We start from the raw sequence: 19,337 nt of genomic DNA, 5'->3' as shown, positions 1-19,337 counted from the left end.
GCATGATCGTAAACCGGGGCCGTGAAAAGGGGGCGCTGGACGAGGGGCGTCAGGCGCGGCAGGGTCGCGATCGAAACGGGGGACGTTCCATGACCAGCCTGCTGCGCCGACGCGACGGCCATCATGCGCGGGTAGGGTTCGTCGAGCTGTTCTTCGACCTCGTCTTCGTCTTCGCCATCACCCAGATTTCCCACACCCTTCTGGCCCACCTGACGCCTCTGGGTGCGCTGCAGGCCGCGATGACGGCGGCGGCGGTGTGGTGGGCGTGGATTTACACCAGCTGGGTCACCAACTGGCTCGACCCCGAGCGGATCCCCGTGCGGATCGCCCTGTTCGCCCTGATGGGGGCGGGGCTGTTGTTGTCGACCTCCTTGCCCGAGGCGTTCGGCGCGAAGGGGCTGTGGTTCGCCGTCGCCTTCGTCTCGATTCAGGTCGGGCGGACGCTGTTCATGCTGTGGGCGGTGCGCGGCGATGTCGTCCTGCGGCAGAACTTCCGGCGCATCCTGTGCTGGGTGTCGCTGTCCGGCGTGTTCTGGATCGCGGGCGGGTTGGCGGAGGGGCAGACCCGGCTCTGGTTCTGGCTCGCGGCGCTGGCGATCGAATATGTCTCGCCGGCCCTGTCCTATCGTGTGCCCGGATTGGGCCGCGCCGTCACCGCAGACTGGACGGTCGAGGGCGGCCACATCGCCGAGCGGGTCGGGCTGTTCGTCATCATCTGCCTGGGCGAGTCGGTGCTGGTGACCGGCGCGACCTTCGCTGGCTTGACCTGGACGCCCGAGGTGGTCTGGGCCGCTGCCGTCGCCTTCCTGGGCACCCTGGCCATGTGGTGGCTCTATTTCAGCGCCTCGCACGACGCCGCGTCCGAGGTTATCGAAAAGGCCGCCGACCCCGGCAAGCTGGCCCGCCGCGCCTACACCTACTGCCCCATCCTGATCGTCGCCGGGATCATCGTCACGGCCGTCGGCGACGAGCTGTCCCTGATGCATCCGACGGGGCACGTCGCGCCCGAGGCCGCCGCCGTCCTGATCGGCGGTCCGCTCCTGTTCATGATCGGCGGCCTGCTGGCCAAGCTGGCGGTGTTCGAGACCTTGGCGATGCCGAGGGTGGTCGGGGTCGTGGCGCTGGCGGCGCTGTGGCTCGTCGTGCCGATGACCACGCCGCTGGGGCTGGCGGCCATGACGACGGCGGTGATGGTCGCGGTGGCGGCGTGGGAGACGCTCGTGAAGCTAAGAGAGGCCTAGTCGCCGGCCTTCTCCACGAAGGTGTCGATGACCTTCTTCTCGCCGGCCTTTTCGAATTCAACGGTCAGCTTGTTGCCTTCGATCACGCGCACAGAGCCGTAGCCGAATTTCTGGTGGAAGACGCGCTGGCCCTTCACGAACCCGGAGCCGGATTTGGGGTCGGCGGTCGCCACCAGCCGGCCTTCGCCTTCGATTACGGTGTTGCGGGCGGGGCGGGCGCCGGGCGCACGCGATGCGGTGACGGCCTGGGCGCGTTGCCAGCCGGGGGAGGTGTAGCCGGCGCCGAAGACGGGGGTCTCGTCCCAGCGGGATTTCGCCTCCTTCATGCCGGCCGAGGCGCCGTAGTAGCCGGTGTCGCTCTGCGCCTCCACGTGGGCGATGGGCAGTTCATCGACGAAGCGGCTGGGCAGTTGCGAGGTCCAGCGGCCGTAGACCAGACGGTTGGCGGCGAACGAAATCCGCGCGTCCGACTTGGCGCGGGTCACGCCGACGTAGGCGAGGCGGCGTTCCTCTTCCAGACCCTTCTCGCCCTTCTCGTCCATGCTGCGCTGGCTGGGGAAGACGCCTTCCTCCCAGCCGGGCAGGAAGACCAGCGGGAACTCCAGCCCCTTGGCGCCGTGCAGGGTCATGATCTGCACTGCGTCCGACGACGGGCCGCGATCCAGATCCATGACCAGTGACACGTGTTCGAGATAGGCGCCGAGGGTCTCGAACGATTGCATCGCCTGGGTCAGTTCCTTGAGGTTGTCGAGGCGGGTCGGACCGGTGACGCGGTCGGCCTTCTGCATGTCGACATAGCCGCTCTCTTCCAGCACCGTTTCGGTCAGCAGCCAGTGGCGGGTGTCGGCCGCCAGCGCCCGCCAGCGGTCGAGATCGCGCACGAAGGTCGACAGGGCCGTGCGGGTGCGGGCCTGAAGCTCGTCCGACGTGATCAGATCGCGCACGGCCGTCATCGCCGAGACGCCGTTGTGGCGGGCGATCTGCAGGATCTTCTGAACCGAGGTGTCGCCGATGCCGCGCTTGGGCACATTGACGATGCGCTCGAAGGCCAGGTCGTCGTCCTCGGACTGGATCAGGCGCAGATAGGCGTGGGCGTCGCGGATCTCGGCGCGCTCGAAGAAGCGCGGCCCGCCGATGACCGTGTAAGGGATGGCCAGCAGTACGAACCGTTCCTCGAAGGCGCGCATTTGAAACGACGCGCGAACAAGGACGGCCATGTCCTTGTATTCGATGCCGTCCCGTTTCGCCGTCTCGATCTCGTCCGCGATCAGCCGGCTCTCGGCCTCGCCGTCCCAGACGCCGCGAACCCGCACCTTGTCGCCGGTCTGATCCTCGGTCCAAAGGGTCTTGCCGAGCCGGTCGCGGTTGGCGGCGATGAGGCCGGACGCCGCGCCCAGGATATGGCTGGTCGAGCGGTAGTTGCGCTCCAGCTTGACGATCCTGGCGCCAGGGAAGTCCTTCTCGAACCGCAGGATGTTGTCCACCTCGGCGCCCCGCCAGCCGTAGATCGACTGATCGTCGTCGCCGACGCAGCAGACGTTGCCGGTCGAGGATGTCAGCAGCCGCAGCCACAGATACTGGGCCACATTGGTGTCCTGATACTCGTCGACCAGGATGTAGCGAAATCGCTTGCGATATTCCTCAGCGATGTCAGCGTGTTTCGACAGAATTGTCAGGTTGTGCAGCAACAGGTCGCCGAAGTCGCAGGCGTTCAATGTCGCCAATCGCGACTGGTAGGCTGCGTAGAGGGTTTGGCCCTTGCCGTTGGCGAAGTCCTCGCCCGGCGGGAGCTGATCGGGTCTCCAGCCGCGGTTCTTCCAGTGGTCGATCAGGCCGGACAGCGACTTGGGCGTCCAGCGCTTGGTGTCGATGTTGGCGGCCTCGAGCAGCTGTTTCAGCAGCCGCTCCTGATCGTCGGTGTCCAGGATGGTGAAGGTGGACTTGAGCCCCACCAGTTCGGCGTGCCGGCGCAGGATCTGGGCTGCGACCGAGTGGAAGGTGCCGAGCCAGCGCAGCCCCTCGGCCGACGGGCCGATCAGATGGGTGATCCGCTCGCGCATCTCGCGCGCGGCCTTGTTGGTGAAGGTGACGACCAGCAGTTCCCACGGCCGGGCGCGGCCGGTCGCCAGAATGTGGGCCAGGCGGGTAGTCAGGACGCGGGTCTTGCCCGTGCCCGCGCCGGCGAGGACCAGAACCGGTCCTTCGGTCGTCTCCACGGCCTCGCGCTGTTCGGGGTTCAGACCGCTCAGATAGTCGGGCGTCTCATGCGTGACGCCGCCGGGACCGCGCGAGCGCGCGAGGTCGGAGATGCGGGGGGCGGGAAGGGAGTCGGTCAAACGGGCGGTCTCGAAGGCAGACGGGATTCGGAGAACATAATGAGCACATGAGGCAAAGTCAGGCCCTCGCTCCTGTCCGCCACCGGAACCGGCAAGCGTGACCGGTGTTCCGTCGGCTCAGGGGAAGCTACCAAGAGGGAAAACCAATGGCTGAGAACACAAGCAGCGGCGGCGGCAATACGGGCCTCGCCTTCATCGTCGGGGCCGTCGTGGTCGTCCTGGCGATCGTGGCGTATTTCGTCTTCGCACGTGGCGGCATGGGTGGAGACACCCGGGACGTGAACGTCGACGTCAACCTGCCTTCGGTCGAAGCGCCGGCCGTCCCGAAGGCGGGCTGATCGCATGACCGATCCGAACATGCCCCCCGAACGCGTCGTTGTCGTCGAGCCTCCGCGTCAGACGACCGTCAACGTCCAGCCTGAGCGGCGGGGCGGCGGCGGGGCCATGGCCTTCATCGTCGGCGGCCTGCTGGTCGTTGTGGCTGTGATCGCCTTCTTCGTCTGGAATGGCGGAGGCATGGCGGCGCGGGATGCGGCGGACACCAACGTCGATGTCGACGTCAACCTGCCCGCTCTGCCCGAGGCGCCGAAGATGCCCGACCTTCCGAACGTCGAGCCACCGACCCTGCCGTCGCCGGGCCCGGCGCCTTCGAACTGACCATGAAAACGCCCGCCAGGATGACCCGGCGGGCGTTCTTCTGTTCCGGGACGGCCTAGCGTAGCTGGTAAGTGACCGTGGCCACGACACGGATGCGCTTGTCCAGCGAGGTGGATTCGTTGTCGACGTCCTCGCGGGCGAGGATTTCGAACGAGCCCTGGGTTGCCTGTTTGATCGGGCCGAGCGGAGCGCCGGAATCCTTGGCGAACTGTTCGGCGCCCGAACGGGCCGAGGCCGTCGCCTCCGCGATCATGGTCGGCCGGACGTCGTTCAGCTTGGTGAAGACATAGGTCGGGGCGGTGAAGTCCAGCAGGACGCCTTGACGAACAAGGTCGTTCAGGGCGCGCTCGGTCTGGGCGACGCGGGCGACGTCCGTGGTGCGGACCGTCACGCTCTGGGCCACGATATAGTGGGGCGTGCCGTCGGACGGGGCGTAGCTCTGCGACTGGGTGTCGGTGACCTCCAGACGGCCGATGGTGATGATGTCGTCGCCATAGCCCTGGGCCCGCAGGAAGGTGCGGACCTTGGTCAGGTCGCCGTCGATCTGGGCCTGGACGCCGGGCAGTTCCTCGCCGGCCACGGTGAAGCGCAGCGACAGGATGGCCAGATCGGCGGTGACATTCCGCTCGGCGACGCCGCGCACGGTGACCTGGCGGTTGCCGGTGTTGGCGTTGACCACGCCCCCGCCGACAGCGATCCCGGCCCCGATCAGGCCGATGGCGATGAGGCCGCCGATGATGGCGGGCGGGATGAGGCTGCGGTCGATCTGCACGGCGGTTGCTCCAGGATGAGGAGCTCAGGCTGCGCCTTAAATTCGGCGTTCGCCAATGACCCTTTCTGACGCCGCGAAGTCCAGCGCCAGAAGCCGGCAGGCGGAGGCGAGGGGACGGCGGCCGCGCGTCTCGTCGACCCAGGTCAGGAAGCCGGCGTGGCTGAGCCCGCGCCCCTCCGCCATCCGGTCCAGAACGGCCCAGAACTCAGGCTCCAGCGCCACGGAGGTGGCGTGGCCGGCAAGGACGACGGAGCGTTTCTTGAGCACGAGGTCTCCGGCGAGGTGGTTTGGAACGAAGAGTCGGTCGCGACAGGATACCCGACTTCGCGGGAAGTTTTCGATGACGATGGACGCCGCTGTCGATCCCGACGAGTTCCCGGTCCTGAAGCCACTGGAGATGGCGCGGACGCGATTCGGCATCGATCCGCCCACCGTCTACGCCGCCGCGCCAACGGCGGATCGCGCGGCGCTGAAGCTGCGCGCCTGACATAAGCCGGACTTGTCGGCAGTCGTGGGGATCGGTGTTGCACCTCTCCCGCCGGGAGCGCATCCGGGACAATCCTCTCCCCCCGTGTTCCGTGAGCCCGCCTTGACCCTATCCGAGCTGCGCAGGCCTTCCGCCGGCGTTCTGGCCGTCGCCGGCGTCGCCATCTGCGCGATCATCTGGGGCACGACCTGGTATGCCATCACCTGGCAGCTAGGCGTGGTCGATCCCGTCGCCTCCCTGACCTGGCGGTTCGGTTTGGCGGCTCTGATCATCCTCGTCGGCTGCGCGGCGACGGGCCGCTCGCTGAAACTGACCCGCAGCCAGCATCTGGCGGCGCTGGGGCAGGGGGCGTTCGTCTTCGCCATCTCCTACACCTTCACCTATGCGGCCGAGGGGCATGTCACCTCGGCCATCGTGGCCGTCGTCTTCGCCTCCCTGGCCTTCCTGAACCTCGTCCTGTTCCGCATCGTGGTGCGTCAGAAGGCGTCGCGCGAGGCTTGGATCGGCGCGACCCTCGGCATCGTCGGGGTGGCGGTCCTGTCGGGCGGAGAGGCCATGCGCGCCGGGTTCGACGCCCGCGCCCTGACCGGCATCGGTCTGGCGGTTCTGGCGGTGAGCAGCTCGGCGATCGGCAACTACTACTCATGGAAGGGCCAGCAACTCGGAACGGCGATCCTGCCCCAGACCGGCTGGGCCATGGCCTACGGAACGGCAATGCTGGTCCTCCACGGACTGGTCACCGGCGCGCGTTTCACCATCGACCTGTCGCCCGGATACCTGATCTCTCTGGCCCACCTGTCGATCCTGGGATCGGTCGTGGCCTTCCTCGTCTATTTCGCCGTGGCCCGGGCGCGGGGCTATGCCCTGGCCAGCTACATCTCGGCCCTGACCCCGCCGATCGCCATGCTGGTGTCGGTGATGTTCGAGGATGCGCGGTTCGGCTGGACGGCTCTGATCGGCCTGTTGTTGGTCTTGGCCGGACAGGCCCTGCTGATCCGGGCGCCGAAGGCGGTCTAGCGGAACCAGCCGCGTTTTTTCGGCTTCGGTTCGGCCTTCTCCGCCGTCTTCGCCTCGCGCTCGGAGGCTTCCTGTTCGCGGCGTTCCCGCATGGCCTTCGCCTGCCGGATCGCGATCAGGGCGATCAGGCCGTGGCGGGGTCGGGACGAGGTCCCCGGTGTGTAGGTCGCGCCCATGGTCAGTCCTCGATCCTGGTCTGATCCAGAAGCCGCGACAGCCGCTCCCGTTCCGCTTTCGCGGCCTCGCGCTGGGCCTTGGTCAGGCCGTGCGTGACGCGATTGGCGGCGGCGCCGGCTTTCGCGGCGGCCTTGTCGCGAGCCTTCCGGGCGCGGTTCAGATTGACGATCTCGGCCATCGGTCCTCGCAACCGGCTGCAGCAAGCGGCGTTTCAGGGTCTCACCATTCGACAGGAGACACCCGATGGTAGACCTCACCCTGATCAAGGAACACCTCGAAGTCGTGGGCTCGGACGGCGGCCACGTCGGTCGCGTCGACCACGTCAACGGCGACCAGATCGAACTGGCCAAGCTCGATCTCGCCGGAGGCTTCAAGCACCACTACATCCCTACCAGCTGGGTCGACTATGTGGACGACGACAAGGTCCGCCTGAGCCTGACCCAGGACGAGGCCAAAGCCCAGTGGACCGAGAAGCACTAGATTCCGCTACCGCTATGGTCGCGACGCGGTCGCTCCCGGCTTGAGGCGGGTTACTACGAATTCACGAGGGCCCCGCTGATATCGGCGGGGCCTTTCGCCTATCTATGTGCGGTCGGCGAACCGCCGACGGGGAGAGACGCGCGTGATCCGACTGATCCTGAACATCCTGTGGTTCATTCTCGGCGGGTGGATTTCAGGCCTGCTGTGGTTGATCGGCGGCGCGGTCCTGGCCTTGACGGTCGTCGGCCTGCCGTGGAGCTTCGCGGCCTGGCGGATCGCCAGCTATTCCTTCTGGCCGTTCGGTCGCGAGGTCGTCTGGGGCGGCGAGGCCGACGGTAAGGGCATCGGCTGTTTCGGCGTGGGCCTGAACATCATCTGGTTCCTGTTCGCCGGCTGGTACATCGCCCTGTCCCACCTGCTGATCGCCTTCGCCGAGGCCATCACCATCATCGGCATCCCCTTCGCCCTCAAGGATCTGGAGCTGGCCAAGCTGGCCCTGGCCCCGGTCGGCGCGACGATCCGCGACAAGCCTTGACCCGAAAGCGGCCGGGGAGGAATTTGGCGGCGTAGTCTTGTGACAGGAGTCCGCCATGCTGGTGTCCACCGTCCTCGCCGTTTCGCTGGCGTTCTGGCTTCAGGCGGGTTCCCCCGCCCGGGAACCGGCCGCCGCTGAACCGGCCACACAGCTTCCCGCCGTCGAGACGCAGGCCGAGGTCGCAGAGCCCGAGGAGCCGCGCGTCATCTGTCGCACGGAGACGATCGTGGGCAGCCGCATGCCGTCGCGAATCTGCATGACCGTCGAGCACCGCGACCAGCGTCGCCGGGAGTCACGCGCCCTGGCCCAGAGGCTGGACGTCCAGAACTCGAACCGGGGCCGGATCTACGCGCCCGGCTCGCGAGGCGGCGAATAAGACCGATCAATCGTCCTTGGGAAGGACGTCCAGCAGATCTCGCGCCGGGTCAAGAAGCTTTTCGTGACTTGGTAGTGGTCGGTGTCCTCGTACTCGATGCGATCAAGGTCGGTCTCTTCGGGTGGAATTTCAGTCTGTGCAGCGACCTGACAGCTAGCAGGTTGACCGGATAGACGCCCTCGTCCCACCCTCGCGCCGCTCGAACAGCGCCTCGATCCATTACGGGCGGATGAGGGCGGTCAGGCCTCGACTCCCCGCCATTCCAGAGGGTCGGGCAACGGCACGGCCGCATAGTCGATTTGCAGAACCCGTCGCCGCCGGTCGCCGGAGGATCGCGCTGACATATGCAGGATTGGAGTGGAATAGGCCCAGACGTCGCCCGGCTCGGCTTCGCAGATGAGGGTGGCGCCTTCGCCCGCCCGCTCTGCCGCGAGATTGGCCGCGACATATCCGAGCCGGTGAGAGCCCATGGCCACGATCAGAGGTGCATTCTCCGCGTCCACGGGATCCAGATGTAGTCGCAGCGTGACCATCCCTTCCAGAACCTCTATCGGGGGCGCGACATGAAGGGCACCGTCCTTGGTAGACCACGGGCCGAAGCCGGGCGTCTCGTGCCGTTCGCGCACGGAAATGGTCCGATCCTGATGCCAGCCGACGATCCAGTTGGTGTCCGGGCTCTTGTCGAACAGCAAAGTGCGAACCGGCATGGCTGCAGAACCGATCAACCCCGCTGCGATCCGCCCTACGGCGCCGTCGGCTGCAAGGATCGCCCCTACACCCGGCTCGACCTTCAGACGAGTTCCCGGCCGTCCGGTGATTTGGGGCTCCATCCTGGCGGCCAGCGCTGCCGCTTCGGTCGCGCTCAGAACGCCGCTGAAATGCAGCGCCCCGTCACGACCGAAATCCAGTTCACATGCCGTCGTCATAGCCTCATCCCGGCGAGATCATCTTCTCCGGCCGCACCGCCTCGTCGAATTCCGCGTCGGTCAGATAGCCGCCGCCGACGGCCTCCTGACGCAGGGTCGTCCCGTTCTTGTGCGCCGTCTTGGCGATCTTGGCGCAGATGTCGTAGCCGAGCTTGCCGTTCAGGGCGGTGACCAGCATCAGCGAGTTGTTCAGGCCGCGCGCGATGTTGTCCTCGCGCGCCTCGATGCCGACGACGCAGTTGTCGGTGAAGCTGATCGCCGCATCCGCCACCAGCCGGACCGACTGCAGGAAGTTGTAGGCCATCACCGGGTTGAAGACGTTCAGCTCGAAATGCCCCTGAGAGCCGGCGAAGGTCAGGGCGGCGTTGTTGCCGAACACCTGGATGCAGACCTGGGTCAGGGCCTCGCACTGGGTCGGATTGACCTTGCCGGGCATGATCGACGACCCCGGCTCGTTCTCCGGCAGGGCCAGTTCGCCCAGACCCGACCGCGGGCCGGAGCCCAGGAAGCGGATGTCGTTGGCGATCTTGAACAGGGACGCCGCCACCGTGTTGATGGCCCCGTGCGAGAAGACCATGGCGTCGTGAGCGGCCAGGGCCTCGAACTTGTTCGGGGCCGTCATGAAGGGCAGGCCGGTGATGCCGGCGATCTGTTCGGCGACCTTCTCGGCGAAACCGATGGGAGCGTTCAGCCCCGTGCCGACGGCGGTGCCGCCCTGGGCCAGCTCCATCAGCGCCGGCAGGGTCTGTTCGATGCGGGCGATGCCGTTCGCGACCTGCTGGGTATAGCCGCCGAACTCCTGGCCCAGCGTCAGGGGGGTGGCGTCCTGCGTATGCGTCCGGCCGATCTTGATGATGTGAGCCCAGGCCCTGGACTTGGCGTCGAGCGCAGCGTGCAGGTGCTTCAGGGCCGGCAGCAGGTCGTTGACCACCTGTTCGGCGCAGGCGACGTGCATGGCTGTGGGATAGGTGTCGTTCGAAGACTGGCTCATGTTGACGTGGTCGTTGGGGTGGACCGGTTTCTTGGAGCCCATCTCGCCGCCCAGCATCTCGATGGCGCGGTTCGAGATCACCTCGTTGGCGTTCATGTTCGACTGGGTGCCCGAGCCCGTCTGCCAGACGACCAGGGGGAAGTGGTCGTTCAGCCTGCCCTCGATGACCTCGTTGGCGGCGGCGACGATGGCGTTTCCGACGGTCGCGTCCAGCTTGCCCAGCGCCATATTGGTCTCGGCAGCGGCGCGCTTGACGATGCCGAGGGCGCGGACGACGGGCAGGGGCTGTTTCTCCCAGCCGATCTTGAAGTTGCCGAGCGAGCGCTGGGCCTGGGCGCCCCAGTATTTCGAGTTGTCGACCTCGATGGGGCCGAAGGTGTCGGTTTCGGTGCGGTACGAGGTCATCGCGGCAAGGCTTTCGTCAGGCGTGGCGGGAGGATGCGCGGCGGTGTAGCACGAGGGAATGGCCGGGCAAGCGGCCGGGGCGACGGAGGCCAGGATGAGCGTGATCAAAAGTACGGCCGCAGCTCTGGCGGCTACGATTCTGGCGGCCGGACCGGCTTCAGCCCAAGCCGACCATGCCATGGTCATCCTGCATTCGAGTTTGGGCGACATCGTTGTCCGGCTCGACGCCGAGCATGCGCCGATCACGACCTGCAACTTCCTGCGCTATGTCCAGGAAGGCCGCTATGCGGGAGGCAGCTTCTTCCGCACGGTCGTGGCCGAGACCAACGACAACCCCAATCCGATCGATGTCATCCAGGCCGCGACAACAGCCGGAAGCGACGATCCTGGCCTGGGTCCGATCACGCTGGAGCGAACGCTCGATACGGGCCTGCGTCACTCGGCGGGCGCGATCTCGATGGCGCGCGACGGCCCGGACACGGCGACCTCAAGCTTCTTCATCGTGGTCAAGGACACGCCGGCGCTAGACTTCGGGGGCGGGCGCAATCCGGACGGTCAGGGCTTCGCGGCGTTCGGTTCGGTCGTCTCGGGCATGGAGATCATCCAGGCGATCCATTCGGCGCCGGCCCATGACGAGCAGCTGACGAGCCCGGTGCTCATCGGCGCCGCCACCTTGGCCACCGTCTTGCCGACGGCCTGCCGCTCGTGAACGACGGCTGGATTGTCTCCGGAAAGGTCCGGGCGCGCGAGGAGGGCGATGCCGTCGTCGTCATGATCGACGGCCTGACCACCCAGGCGAAATACTACAAGCCGCTGGTCTACGAGTTCTTCCGCAAGGAATGGCGCGGCTCGCGGCCGGCCTATGGCGACTTCGTCGTCGAGATCGTCATGGAGCATGTCGGCGATCCGCCGTGGATGGATCTCGACAACTTGGCCAAGGCCTTGCTGGACGCGATCAAGGGCTATCTGTTCCACGACGACGCCCAGGTGGCGCGTCTGCTGGTCGAGCGGCGCGAGGGCGAGCGCGAGCGGATCACGATCCGGGCGTTTCCGCGGAAATCCTAACCCGGCGGGTGGGTGAACCGCAGGGTCGGCAGCAGCAACTGCATGCCGGCGCCGATCGAGACCTGTGGCTCCGACCCGGGGGCGAGCCCTTCGGCCTCCTCGCGGGCCTTGACGCAGGCCCGGGTGGCGTTGGCCAGGGCGATGAAGTCGCTCGCCGTCGGCAGGGACGAGATCACGCAGGCGTCGAAATAGGGATAGGTCGCGTCCTCCGAGCAGCCGAAGGACGACCGGTCGCGCCGCGCTGCCGTCATGATCATCCGGTTGGGCGCGGCCAGCGAGTCGACGAATATCCCGGAGAAGCAGGCCGAGATGACCACGACGGTGGGCCGGTCCTGGCATAGTTCGCGGACCAGGGTGACCATGCCGGTCGGGGTCAGCTGTTGGTCCGGCCCGAAGACCATGAACTCCGGTCCGCCGTGGGACGTGAAATAGAGGAAGCAGCCGCGGGTGGCGCGCAGAGTCGCCGACCGCATGCTTTGGACCGCCTCCGCCGCCGTGGTGACGGGCGTGACGTCGGGCCGCAGTGTGGCGTCGTACATGTCGGCGCGCGGGAAGCCGGCGGCGAGGAAGCCCGAGGTCAGGTCTCGCCGGGCGTTGTCGAAGGCCCGGATCGGATCGCCATGGCTGGTGCGCCAGTCGGCGGCGACGATGGCGGCGGCCCAGCCGTCGAAACGGCTCGGCGTCTGGGCGTGGGCGACGCCGCCCGCGAACCACAACAGGATGACGATGACGGCGGATCTCAGCACGCGGCCCTCCCAGACTGGGAAAAGCTTAGCGCGAGCGTGCGGCTTGAAAAGCCTACTTTTTCCGGAACTGGTCCAGCGAAACCACCTTGGGCCCGTCGTCGCCGGAGGGCGGCGTGTCGGTACGCGGCGGTGTCGGCAACTCGGCGACGGGTTCCGGCACGGGCTCGGGAGCCTCGAACTGCAGCAGGAACTGGACGCTCGGGTCGTAGAACCGGGTCACGGCCGTATAGGGCACGGTCAGCACCTTGGGCATGCCGCCGAACTTCAGCATGACGGAGAACAGGTCGTGCTCGACGGCGAGGTCCCAGTATTGATGCTGCAGCACCACCGTCATTTCGTCGGGGTATTTGGCGACGACGTCGGGCGGCACGGACACGCCGGGCGCGCGGGTCTTGAACGTCACATAGAAATGGTGCGCGCCGGGAATGCCCGAGGGGCTGGCGGCGCGTTCGAGCGCGGAGCGGATCACCCCGCGCAGGGCGTCCTGCGCGAGCTTCTCGTACTGCATCTCGTCGATCGGCGGCGCGTCTTCAGCCATGGAAACCCTCGCTAGCGGCGCGACAGATAGCCGGGGAGGACGATGCAAGGAAGATGGCTTGTAAGGAAAGTGCCAGGGGTTCTGTTGGCAGGCCCCCTGGCGGCCCCGCCTAAGGATCTGAACCCCTAGGACTTAAGATTCGAAATCAACCGAACCGCATTACGCGGCGAGGCGGACTTCTCCAGCGAAGTTATCGTTCGCAGTTAGAAAATGGCCCGATACGGTGGGCCAGGACGAGCGAAAGCAGTCTTCTTTACACGTCCGTCGATGCTAGTCGGCCCCATGCTATCCCGCCGATAACGCGGAGGAAGAGATGGTGGAGCCGCCGGGAATCGCACCCGGGTCCGGTCCGCTTATTACAAGCGCGTTTATCGCCATATCCGGGGCAAGCCCCGGCAAGACCAATATAGGGCCACATCCCCTTGCATCCAAGTTACGAAGTGAAGTCTCTTCGCGAACAGGGGGATCGACCATGGACGCGGACGGCAGGCTGGAGATCGCGGCGGGGTTCGCCACGGCCCTGGGGCCGCGCAAGGACAATCAGGATTTCGGCGCCGTGCACCTCGGCACGCCCTCGGAACAGGCCCTTCACGGCATGCTGGCCATCGTCGCCGACGGGGTCAGCGGGTCGAAGGCGGGCAGGGTGGCCTCGGAACTGGCGGGCCGCACCTTCATCGACGGCTATCTGGACCAGAGCCCGCTGAAGGGCGTCGCGGCGGCCGGGGTGGCGGCCCTGTCGGGCTACAATCGCTGGCTCCACGCCAAGGGGCGGTCCGACCCGGAGATGGCGGGCGCGGCGACGACCTTCACCGCCCTGGTCATGCGCGGACGGGAGGCGACGACCCTGCACGTCGGGGACAGCCGCGCCTGGCATTTCCGCGACGGCGTCCTGACACGACTGACCGAGGACCATGTGCTGGCCCAGCCCGGCCTGAGCCACGTGCTCTATCGCGCCATCGGCATCGAGCCGGACCTGAGGCTCGACGTGCGAGCGGTCACGCTGAAGGCGCATGACCGGCTGCTGCTGACCACGGACGGCGTGCACGGCGTGGTGTCGGAGGAGGAGCTGCAGAAACTGCTGGCCCGCCGCGCCTCGCCCGAGGCCGACGCCCAGGCGATCGTCGACAAGGCCGGCGAGGAGGAGACGCGCGACAACGCCACCGCCATCGTCATCGACGTCATCCGTATCGGGGCGGTGGATCAGGACGCGATCGGTGCCGAGGCGGCCGGCCTCGCCATCGAGCCGCCGCCGACCGTCGGGGACAACGTCGACCGCTTCCGGCTGGAGAGGCTGCTGTCCGACGGCAAATACACCCGCGTCTTCGTGGCGAAGGACGAGGAGGGCGGCGGCACGGTGGTACTGAAATTTCCCAAGCCTGCCCTGCTGTCCGAGAGCGGCGCCCGCGGCGCCTTCCTGCGTGAAAGCTTCATCGGCCGCCGCATCGACAGCCCGTTCGTCGGCAAGACCCTGACACTCGACATGGGTCGCCAGAGCCGCCTCTACATCGCCCAGCCCCTCTACGTCGGCCGCACCCTGCACGCGAGGATCGCCGACGAACCATTTGATATTCCCAAGGGTGTGGATCTATCGATCCGCCTGTCGCGCGGCGTGGCGGCCCTGCACCGGCTGGGTATCACCCACCGTGACATCAAGCCTGACAATATGATCCTCGAGACCAGCGGCGGCGTGAAACTGATCGACCTTGGCGTCGCGCGCCTGCCCCGGATCGAGGAATTCGCCGAGGCCGAGACCCCCGGCACCCTCGGTTACAAGGCGCCGGAGATGTACGCCGGCAACAAGGGCGACGCCCTGACCGACCAGTATGCACTGGGCGTGACCCTCTACCGCATCTTCACCGGCGACTATCCGAGTGGCCAGGAGGAGGACTTCAATCGCATGAGGTTCGAGAAGCCGACCCGACCCTCGAAACACCGCCCCGACATGCCCGCCTGGCTGGAGGCGGCGATCCTGCGCACGCTGGCGGTCGAGCCCGGCGACCGGTTCGCCGACGTCGAGGAACTGATCCACGTTCTGGAAAGCGGCAGCGCCGTCGCCGTCCCCCCGAGACGCGAACTGTCGCTGATGGAACGGGAGCCGGTGCGCTTCTGGCAGGGAGTCAGCGCGCTGTTGCTGGTGCTGCTGCTGGCGTCGTTGATGGTGGGGTGAATCTATCCCGGCTGCGGTCTAGTGATAGATCACCATCGCCCGGCGGATCGTCACACGCTCGACGCGTTCGCGTCCGTGCAGGGTGACGAACCAGGAGTCCCTGTCCTGGTCTGGCCCCATCGCGATCTCAACCGACGGATAGACTCCCTGCGAAGGTGGCAGGGCGTATCGGCTTCGCACCCCGTTCACGACCGGCTCCTCCCGATAGCGGTCCGTCATGGGGCGGGCGTCGTACAGGGCTGACAACGGCAGGCTGGCCAGGGCCGCGCGGGCTCCGGGGCAGGGACGTGGGCTGGTGCTCTCGCAGGACAGCTCGAACGGCAGCGGCTCGTCCGCCGCCGCCAACCGCATGGCCTCGGCAAGGCGAACAAGAGCGTCGCGCTTGATCGTCTCGTCCTCCGGCCGGGTTCCGATCCAGCCCGTCTGGGCGTCGCAGATATCGCGCGTGGCCTCGCGGGGATATGTGGGCGCGAACTGCGCAACCGTCTCCAGCGTGACCTGCATCGCGGTTGTCGCGCTCTGGACCATGATCGGGCTCAGTCTCGCTTGATAGGAGGATCGCCGACACAGGCCCTCGCCGACGGGCTCTGCCGCTCCCCACCAGTAGCCTGTGTAGTTGCCGGGCGGCCCGCCGGCGCGAAACCAGCCGCCGACGACACTGGACAACATCGGAGCAGGGATGAGCCGTTCGGCCGCCTGCGGCGCCGTCCAGGTCCTGACCTGATCCAGCGTCGGCGCCTCGGAGGGCGTGCCGGACGCCTGGAAGAGAATGGCCGCCAAGAGCGCGAGTATCGTCATTTCTCCGTCCGACGTCTCTACCCTGCGGGCAAGACCCTATGTCGGCGAGGCTGCGGGTGAAAGGCGGGATATCAGCGGATGCGCTGCTCGACGGCTCTTGCAAAAAGGAGCATTTCACGATCAACCAAGGCTGGCGATCGTGTCGGCGTCAACAAGCTGCGGCAGACCGGCGACCCGGGTCCTCGACGAACGATCTGAGCGGATTGGCCGGCGTGTGGGGGTTGGAATGCAGGACCTCTATCGCACCGACAATGTCGTCGTTCGCAGCATTCCCGCCTCGGACACGACGCGCTGGGTCGTGACCTTCGACCATTACAGCATCGGCCACGGGTTCGAGCGGTCAGGCTTTGGCGAGGCGTTTCTCCAGGCGGTCGGACTCTCCGCCATCCACGTGATGGGGGTGAGAGAGGACTGGTACCAGTATCCTGAAATGCCGAAGGCGATGGAGGCGGTGCGGAAGGCGGTCGCCGGCGCTGATCGCGTCCTGACCTATGGTTCGAGCATGGGCGGGTATGCCGCGATCCGGTTCGCCGACGCCGCGGGAGCGCACGCGGTCCTGGCTATTTCCCCGCAGTATTCGATCGATCCGGCCAAGGCCCCGTTCGAGGATCGCTGGCTGCAAGACAGCCGCCGGATCGCCTGGCTGCCGGAGATCGATGGGCCTATCTCGTGCAGTGTCCGGCCGGTCGTTGTGTTCGACCCCACCGGCAACGATGGCCGACATGCCGCCCGGATCGCGGGCGACATCGCGTTTCAGCCGCTCCCGCTTCGACATGTGGCCCATCCGGCGACCACCTTCCTGGCGGAGGCCGGGCTCCTCCAGCCTCTGCTCTTTGAAACCCTGTCCGGCGAGATCGATATCGCCGACGTCAGGCAGAGGACGCGGCGGCTGCGCAAGACCAGCGGCGTCTATGTCTCGACCTTGGCGGCGGCCCAGCCCCCGCACCGGCCGCGTCTTGCCCTGGCGCTGGCGGAACGCGCGGTGGCTGTCAGTCCGAACAACGGGATCGCGATGGCCAATCTCGCAAAACTGCTGTCGCGGGACGGACGGCACGAAGACGCCATCCGCCTTCTGGAGGATCTGGTCGCCTTGTACAGCCGGGACACGACCTGTCTGGTCCACTACGCGGACAGTCTGCTCGCCGCGGGTCGCTATGCCGAAGCGGTGGCGATCGGGCGCGAGGTGCTCGAGGCCCTTCCGCATTTCGCTCACCTCCATAGCTGGGCGGCGCTGCAACTGTGGTGCGCAGACGATTATCAGGGTGCCATCGCCGCTGCGGAGCGCGCTGTCGCGCTGGCGCCCGGGGACGATCAGTATCCGCGTCTGCTGGCGGCCTATCGTCGGGAAACCCTGGTCCGCGATCCGCAGTCTTCTCAGGGGATCGCCGGCAGGCTGACCGGATGGTGGAGACGCGTCAGAGGCATGGGGGCGGGTCAAAGCGCTACGGCGGTTAAAAGCGCGCCCATTCCCGACACTGATTCCTGAACCAGGTCAGCTAGCGTTTGGCATTGTTGCGGGTGGCGCAGGTCGTCGCCTCCGCGGCGGGCGCTGAAAGGCGACGATTGACGTGCCTGAGCGACAATTGTAGCGTCTGCACGACAAATGCGGAGCCGACATGTCGCAGACCGAAACGCCGACCCCCACGGACGCCGAACTGGAGGTCCTGAAATGCTTCTGGCGCGACGGCGATCTGTCGTCGCGAGAGGTGCATGACCGGATCGCGGTCCAGATGGACTGGACCCCGTCCACCACCCGCACCGTTCTGGAGCGGATGAGAGCCAAGGCCCTGGTGTCGCGCCGCGATGTGCATGGTGTGGCCGTCTATTCCCAGGCCCGGCCCAAGGTGGAGGTCCTGACCGGGCTGATGCGGCGGTTCTCGGCCCTGCTCGACATGGACGAGGCGCTGCCCGCCGCCGCCTTCACCGGCAGCCAGCTTCTGAACGATGCGGACATCGCCGAACTGGAAGCCTTGCTGAACGCGCCGAAGCGGGAGGCGGGCGATGGGAACGCCTGAACTCCTCGCCCTGTCGTTGGGGCTCTCGCTGCTTCTGGCCGGCGCGGCATACGGGCTGGTGCGGCTGTTCGAGGCGAGCACGCCCGATCCTGTGCTGCGCGAGACCGCCTGGGCGATGGCCCTCTATCTTCCCGCCTTGCCGATCGTCCTCGTCGGAGCCGCGCTGCTCCTCCCGCCGCCGACCTTCGCAACGCCCATCGAGCTCGAAGGCCCGGCAGTCGCCCCCGCCATGATCGAGATCATCGTCCAGCAGGGCGCCGCCGTCGGCCCCATCGGCGAACCTCTGGCCTTCGGCGTATTCGCCCTGGCCGGCTTGCTCGCTGTCATCCGGGTTATCTGGCTTGCGAGGCGCACGGTGCGCCTGCATCGCCTGATCCGCGCCTCGGGCGAGGCCTCGCCCGCCATCCGACGGATCGTTGAAGACACGGCCGGTCGTCTGGGCGCGCCCACCCCGGATGTCCGCATCCGCGCGGCCGGAGGCGAGGCCCTGATCGCCGGACTGCTCAGGCCCGTCCTCGTCCTGCCCGCCAGCCTTCTCGAAGCGCCCGATCCGCAAGCCCTGCGCGCCGTCTGCGCGCACGAACTGGCGCACCTCAAACGCGGCGATCATCGCGCCCTGTGGATCGAGGAGGCGCTCCTCGCGGTCCTGGCGTTCAACCCGATCCTCCGGATCATTCGCGACCATCGCTCGGCCGCCCGCGAGGAGGCCTGCGACGCCGCGGCCCTCGCTCAGGCCGGCGAAGACGTCCGCAGGCTCTACGCCCGCTCTCTCCTCGACGCGCTTCGCGCCTCGCCCAAGGGCGATGACGCGCCCGCACTCACGTTTACCAGCAGCAGAAGGATACTCGTCATGCGTCGCCTGAAAGCCATCCTGTCCCCGGTCCCGACCTCGGGGATTCGCCAACGCCTGACCGTCCTCGGTCTGGGTGTCGCCGTCGCGGCCGTCGCCGGTACGAGCTCGCTCGCCCTCGCGGTTCAGCGAGAGGCCGTGGCCGCGCCGCCGCCTGTTTCGGTCGTCACCGCGAGCCGGCCGGCTCCGGCGCCCCGCGCGGTCGCCACCCCCACGCGAGTCACGCCGTCCGTCGCTCCGAAAGCGATCGTCGCGCCCGCATCAAATGCGGAACCAGCCCCGCGTGCCGCACCCGTCCCGGTCGCCCAGATCCAGCCGCGGGTGATCACCAATCCGAGCTGGGTGCAGCACCCTATGCCGTCGTATCCCGCCGCCGCTCTCGAGCAGGGCTTGACCAGCGGGCAGGCCGACCTGTCCTGCACGGTGGAAGCCGACGGTCATGTGTCCGCCTGTACGGTCGTCAACGAGAATCCCGTCGGCGCGGGTTACGGCGCCGCTGCTGTGGCAGCCGCAGGCAGTGCGCGGCTTTCACCCCGTAGTGTCGATGGCGCCGGGGTCGGTGGGACGGTCCGGTTCTCCGTACGCTTCACGATCAGGGCCGAGTAACCGGACAGGGCCTGGCGGCGCTCGCCGTCAGGCCCTGGCCCAATCCCGTCAGGGGGCTGGCGTAGTGCCTCCGCCGCGGCTGGCGGCGTTGATGGTTCGATGAGCCAAGAGGCGCTTCGGATATTTGCAACTGGCGATACTAGGTTTCGGAC

At 67.3% G+C, this 19,337-nt stretch carries 24 protein-coding genes and 1 other RNA gene; 14 read left to right on the top strand and 11 right to left on the bottom strand.

Going from position 1 to position 19,337, the window contains the following annotated elements:
- Positions 1–89 precede the first annotated feature (89 nt).
- Positions 90–1,241: a low temperature requirement protein A gene (locus ACQY68_RS10480; RefSeq protein WP_428149358.1), complete on the top strand. Its 1,152-nt coding sequence runs from the start codon at positions 90–92 to the stop codon at positions 1,239–1,241.
- Here ACQY68_RS10480 and ACQY68_RS10475 read toward each other — a convergent pair.
- On the bottom strand, positions 1,238–3,577 hold the full coding sequence (locus ACQY68_RS10475; protein WP_428149357.1) for a UvrD-helicase domain-containing protein: 2,340 nt from the start codon (positions 3,575–3,577) through the stop codon (positions 1,238–1,240). The genes ACQY68_RS10480 and ACQY68_RS10475 overlap by 4 nt on opposite strands.
- A 146-nt stretch (positions 3,578–3,723) precedes the next feature.
- Between ACQY68_RS10475 and ACQY68_RS10470 the strand changes: the two genes are divergently transcribed.
- Positions 3,724–3,915, top strand: a complete 192-nt coding sequence (locus ACQY68_RS10470; RefSeq protein ID WP_428149356.1) for a hypothetical protein — start codon at positions 3,724–3,726, stop codon at positions 3,913–3,915.
- Between the two features lie 4 nt (positions 3,916–3,919).
- Positions 3,920–4,234 (top strand): hypothetical protein, encoded by a 315-nt coding sequence (locus tag ACQY68_RS10465; RefSeq protein WP_428149355.1) that lies wholly within the window; start codon positions 3,920–3,922, stop codon positions 4,232–4,234.
- Between the two features lie 55 nt (positions 4,235–4,289).
- Here the strand turns inward: ACQY68_RS10465 and ACQY68_RS10460 are convergent, their stop codons facing one another.
- Entirely contained in the window at positions 4,290–5,006 is a 717-nt protein-coding gene (locus tag ACQY68_RS10460) for an SIMPL domain-containing protein (RefSeq protein WP_428149354.1), read from the bottom strand.
- 36 nt (positions 5,007–5,042) lie between these two features.
- Complete coding sequence (locus ACQY68_RS10455) at positions 5,043–5,273, bottom strand: ribbon-helix-helix domain-containing protein (RefSeq protein WP_428149352.1); 231 nt, start codon at positions 5,271–5,273, stop codon at positions 5,043–5,045.
- A 73-nt stretch (positions 5,274–5,346) separates the two neighbouring features.
- On the opposite strand from ACQY68_RS10455, the gene ACQY68_RS10450 reads away from it, so the two are divergent.
- Both ACQY68_RS10450 and ACQY68_RS10445 read left to right on the top strand, forming a co-directional pair.
- On the top strand, positions 5,347–5,493 hold the full coding sequence (locus tag ACQY68_RS10450) for a hypothetical protein (RefSeq protein ID WP_428149351.1): 147 nt from the start codon (positions 5,347–5,349) through the stop codon (positions 5,491–5,493).
- Positions 5,494–5,595: 102 nt separating this feature from the next.
- The gene (locus ACQY68_RS10445; protein ID WP_428149350.1) at positions 5,596–6,510 is read left to right on the top strand and encodes a DMT family transporter; all 915 of its coding nucleotides are present in this window, start codon (positions 5,596–5,598) and stop codon (positions 6,508–6,510) included.
- On the opposite strand, the gene ACQY68_RS10440 is transcribed toward ACQY68_RS10445, so the two are convergent.
- A complete protein-coding gene (locus tag ACQY68_RS10440) occupies positions 6,507–6,686 on the bottom strand; it encodes a hypothetical protein (RefSeq protein ID WP_428149348.1) in 180 nt (59 codons plus the stop codon). The genes ACQY68_RS10445 and ACQY68_RS10440 overlap by 4 nt on opposite strands.
- A 2-nt stretch (positions 6,687–6,688) precedes the next feature.
- A complete protein-coding gene (locus ACQY68_RS10435) occupies positions 6,689–6,865 on the bottom strand; it encodes a DUF4169 family protein (RefSeq protein WP_428149347.1) in 177 nt (58 codons plus the stop codon).
- 65 nt (positions 6,866–6,930) lie between these two features.
- Here ACQY68_RS10435 and ACQY68_RS10430 point away from each other — a divergent pair, with 65 nt between their 5' ends.
- The 3 genes from ACQY68_RS10430 (at position 6,931) to ACQY68_RS10420 (ending at position 8,078) form a co-directional block, all read left to right on the top strand.
- Positions 6,931–7,167 (top strand): DUF2171 domain-containing protein, encoded by a 237-nt coding sequence (locus tag ACQY68_RS10430; RefSeq protein ID WP_428149346.1) that lies wholly within the window; start codon positions 6,931–6,933, stop codon positions 7,165–7,167.
- A 142-nt stretch (positions 7,168–7,309) separates the two neighbouring features.
- On the top strand, positions 7,310–7,702 hold the full coding sequence (locus ACQY68_RS10425; RefSeq protein WP_428149345.1) for a YccF domain-containing protein: 393 nt from the start codon (positions 7,310–7,312) through the stop codon (positions 7,700–7,702).
- 55 nt (positions 7,703–7,757) lie between these two features.
- A complete protein-coding gene (locus tag ACQY68_RS10420) occupies positions 7,758–8,078 on the top strand; it encodes a hypothetical protein (RefSeq protein ID WP_428149344.1) in 321 nt (106 codons plus the stop codon).
- A 239-nt stretch (positions 8,079–8,317) separates the two neighbouring features.
- Here the strand turns inward: ACQY68_RS10420 and ACQY68_RS10415 are convergent, their stop codons facing one another.
- Together ACQY68_RS10415 and fumC are read right to left on the bottom strand one after the other, a co-directional pair.
- Positions 8,318–9,004: a phytanoyl-CoA dioxygenase family protein gene (locus tag ACQY68_RS10415; protein ID WP_428149343.1), complete on the bottom strand. Its 687-nt coding sequence runs from the start codon at positions 9,002–9,004 to the stop codon at positions 8,318–8,320.
- A 4-nt stretch (positions 9,005–9,008) separates the two neighbouring features.
- The gene (gene fumC, locus ACQY68_RS10410) at positions 9,009–10,400 is read right to left on the bottom strand and encodes a class II fumarate hydratase (protein ID WP_428152642.1); all 1,392 of its coding nucleotides are present in this window, start codon (positions 10,398–10,400) and stop codon (positions 9,009–9,011) included.
- A gap of 94 nt (positions 10,401–10,494) precedes the next feature.
- Between fumC and ACQY68_RS10405 the strand changes: the two genes are divergently transcribed.
- Together ACQY68_RS10405 and ACQY68_RS10400 are read left to right on the top strand one after the other, a co-directional pair.
- Positions 10,495–11,109, top strand: a complete 615-nt coding sequence (locus ACQY68_RS10405) for a peptidylprolyl isomerase (protein ID WP_428149342.1) — start codon at positions 10,495–10,497, stop codon at positions 11,107–11,109.
- Entirely contained in the window at positions 11,106–11,465 is a 360-nt protein-coding gene (locus ACQY68_RS10400) for a RusA family crossover junction endodeoxyribonuclease (protein ID WP_428149341.1), read from the top strand. Before ACQY68_RS10405 ends, ACQY68_RS10400 begins: the two co-directional genes overlap by 4 nt.
- Here the strand turns inward: ACQY68_RS10400 and ACQY68_RS10395 are convergent.
- The 3 genes from ACQY68_RS10395 to ssrA form a co-directional block, all read right to left on the bottom strand.
- On the bottom strand, positions 11,462–12,211 hold the full coding sequence (locus ACQY68_RS10395; protein WP_428149340.1) for a C13 family peptidase: 750 nt from the start codon (positions 12,209–12,211) through the stop codon (positions 11,462–11,464). The genes ACQY68_RS10400 and ACQY68_RS10395 overlap by 4 nt on opposite strands.
- 52 nt (positions 12,212–12,263) lie before the next feature.
- The gene (locus ACQY68_RS10390; RefSeq protein WP_428149339.1) at positions 12,264–12,749 is read right to left on the bottom strand and encodes an SspB family protein; all 486 of its coding nucleotides are present in this window, start codon (positions 12,747–12,749) and stop codon (positions 12,264–12,266) included.
- A 68-nt stretch (positions 12,750–12,817) separates the two neighbouring features.
- Positions 12,818–13,185, bottom strand: a transfer-messenger RNA (tmRNA) gene (ssrA, locus tag ACQY68_RS10385).
- Between the two features lie 36 nt (positions 13,186–13,221).
- Here ssrA and ACQY68_RS10380 point away from each other — a divergent pair.
- Positions 13,222–14,916: a protein kinase domain-containing protein gene (locus tag ACQY68_RS10380; protein WP_428149338.1), complete on the top strand. Its 1,695-nt coding sequence runs from the start codon at positions 13,222–13,224 to the stop codon at positions 14,914–14,916.
- An 18-nt stretch (positions 14,917–14,934) separates the two neighbouring features.
- Here ACQY68_RS10380 and ACQY68_RS10375 read toward each other — a convergent pair whose 3' ends face one another.
- Positions 14,935–15,714, bottom strand: coding sequence for a hypothetical protein (locus ACQY68_RS10375; RefSeq protein ID WP_428149337.1), 780 nt, complete (start codon positions 15,712–15,714; stop codon positions 14,935–14,937).
- On the opposite strand from ACQY68_RS10375, the gene ACQY68_RS10370 reads away from it, so the two are divergent.
- The 3 genes from ACQY68_RS10370 (at position 15,686) to ACQY68_RS10360 (ending at position 19,185) form a co-directional block, all read left to right on the top strand.
- Complete coding sequence (locus ACQY68_RS10370) at positions 15,686–17,200, top strand: tetratricopeptide repeat protein (RefSeq protein ID WP_428149336.1); 1,515 nt, start codon at positions 15,686–15,688, stop codon at positions 17,198–17,200. The genes ACQY68_RS10375 and ACQY68_RS10370 overlap by 29 nt on opposite strands.
- Before the next feature lie 130 nt (positions 17,201–17,330).
- Positions 17,331–17,729: a BlaI/MecI/CopY family transcriptional regulator gene (locus ACQY68_RS10365; protein ID WP_428149335.1), complete on the top strand. Its 399-nt coding sequence runs from the start codon at positions 17,331–17,333 to the stop codon at positions 17,727–17,729.
- Positions 17,716–19,185 carry a TonB family protein gene (locus tag ACQY68_RS10360; protein WP_428149334.1) on the top strand — a complete coding sequence of 490 codons (1,470 nt, stop codon included), beginning with the start codon at positions 17,716–17,718 and terminating at the stop codon, positions 19,183–19,185. Before ACQY68_RS10365 ends, ACQY68_RS10360 begins: the two co-directional genes overlap by 14 nt.
- Positions 19,186–19,337 lie beyond the last annotated feature (152 nt).

Source organism: Brevundimonas sp. (assembly GCF_965278935.1).
Taxonomy (GTDB): Bacteria; Pseudomonadota; Alphaproteobacteria; order Caulobacterales; family Caulobacteraceae; genus Brevundimonas.
This window is presented reverse-complemented; position numbering and strand designations above follow the sequence as displayed.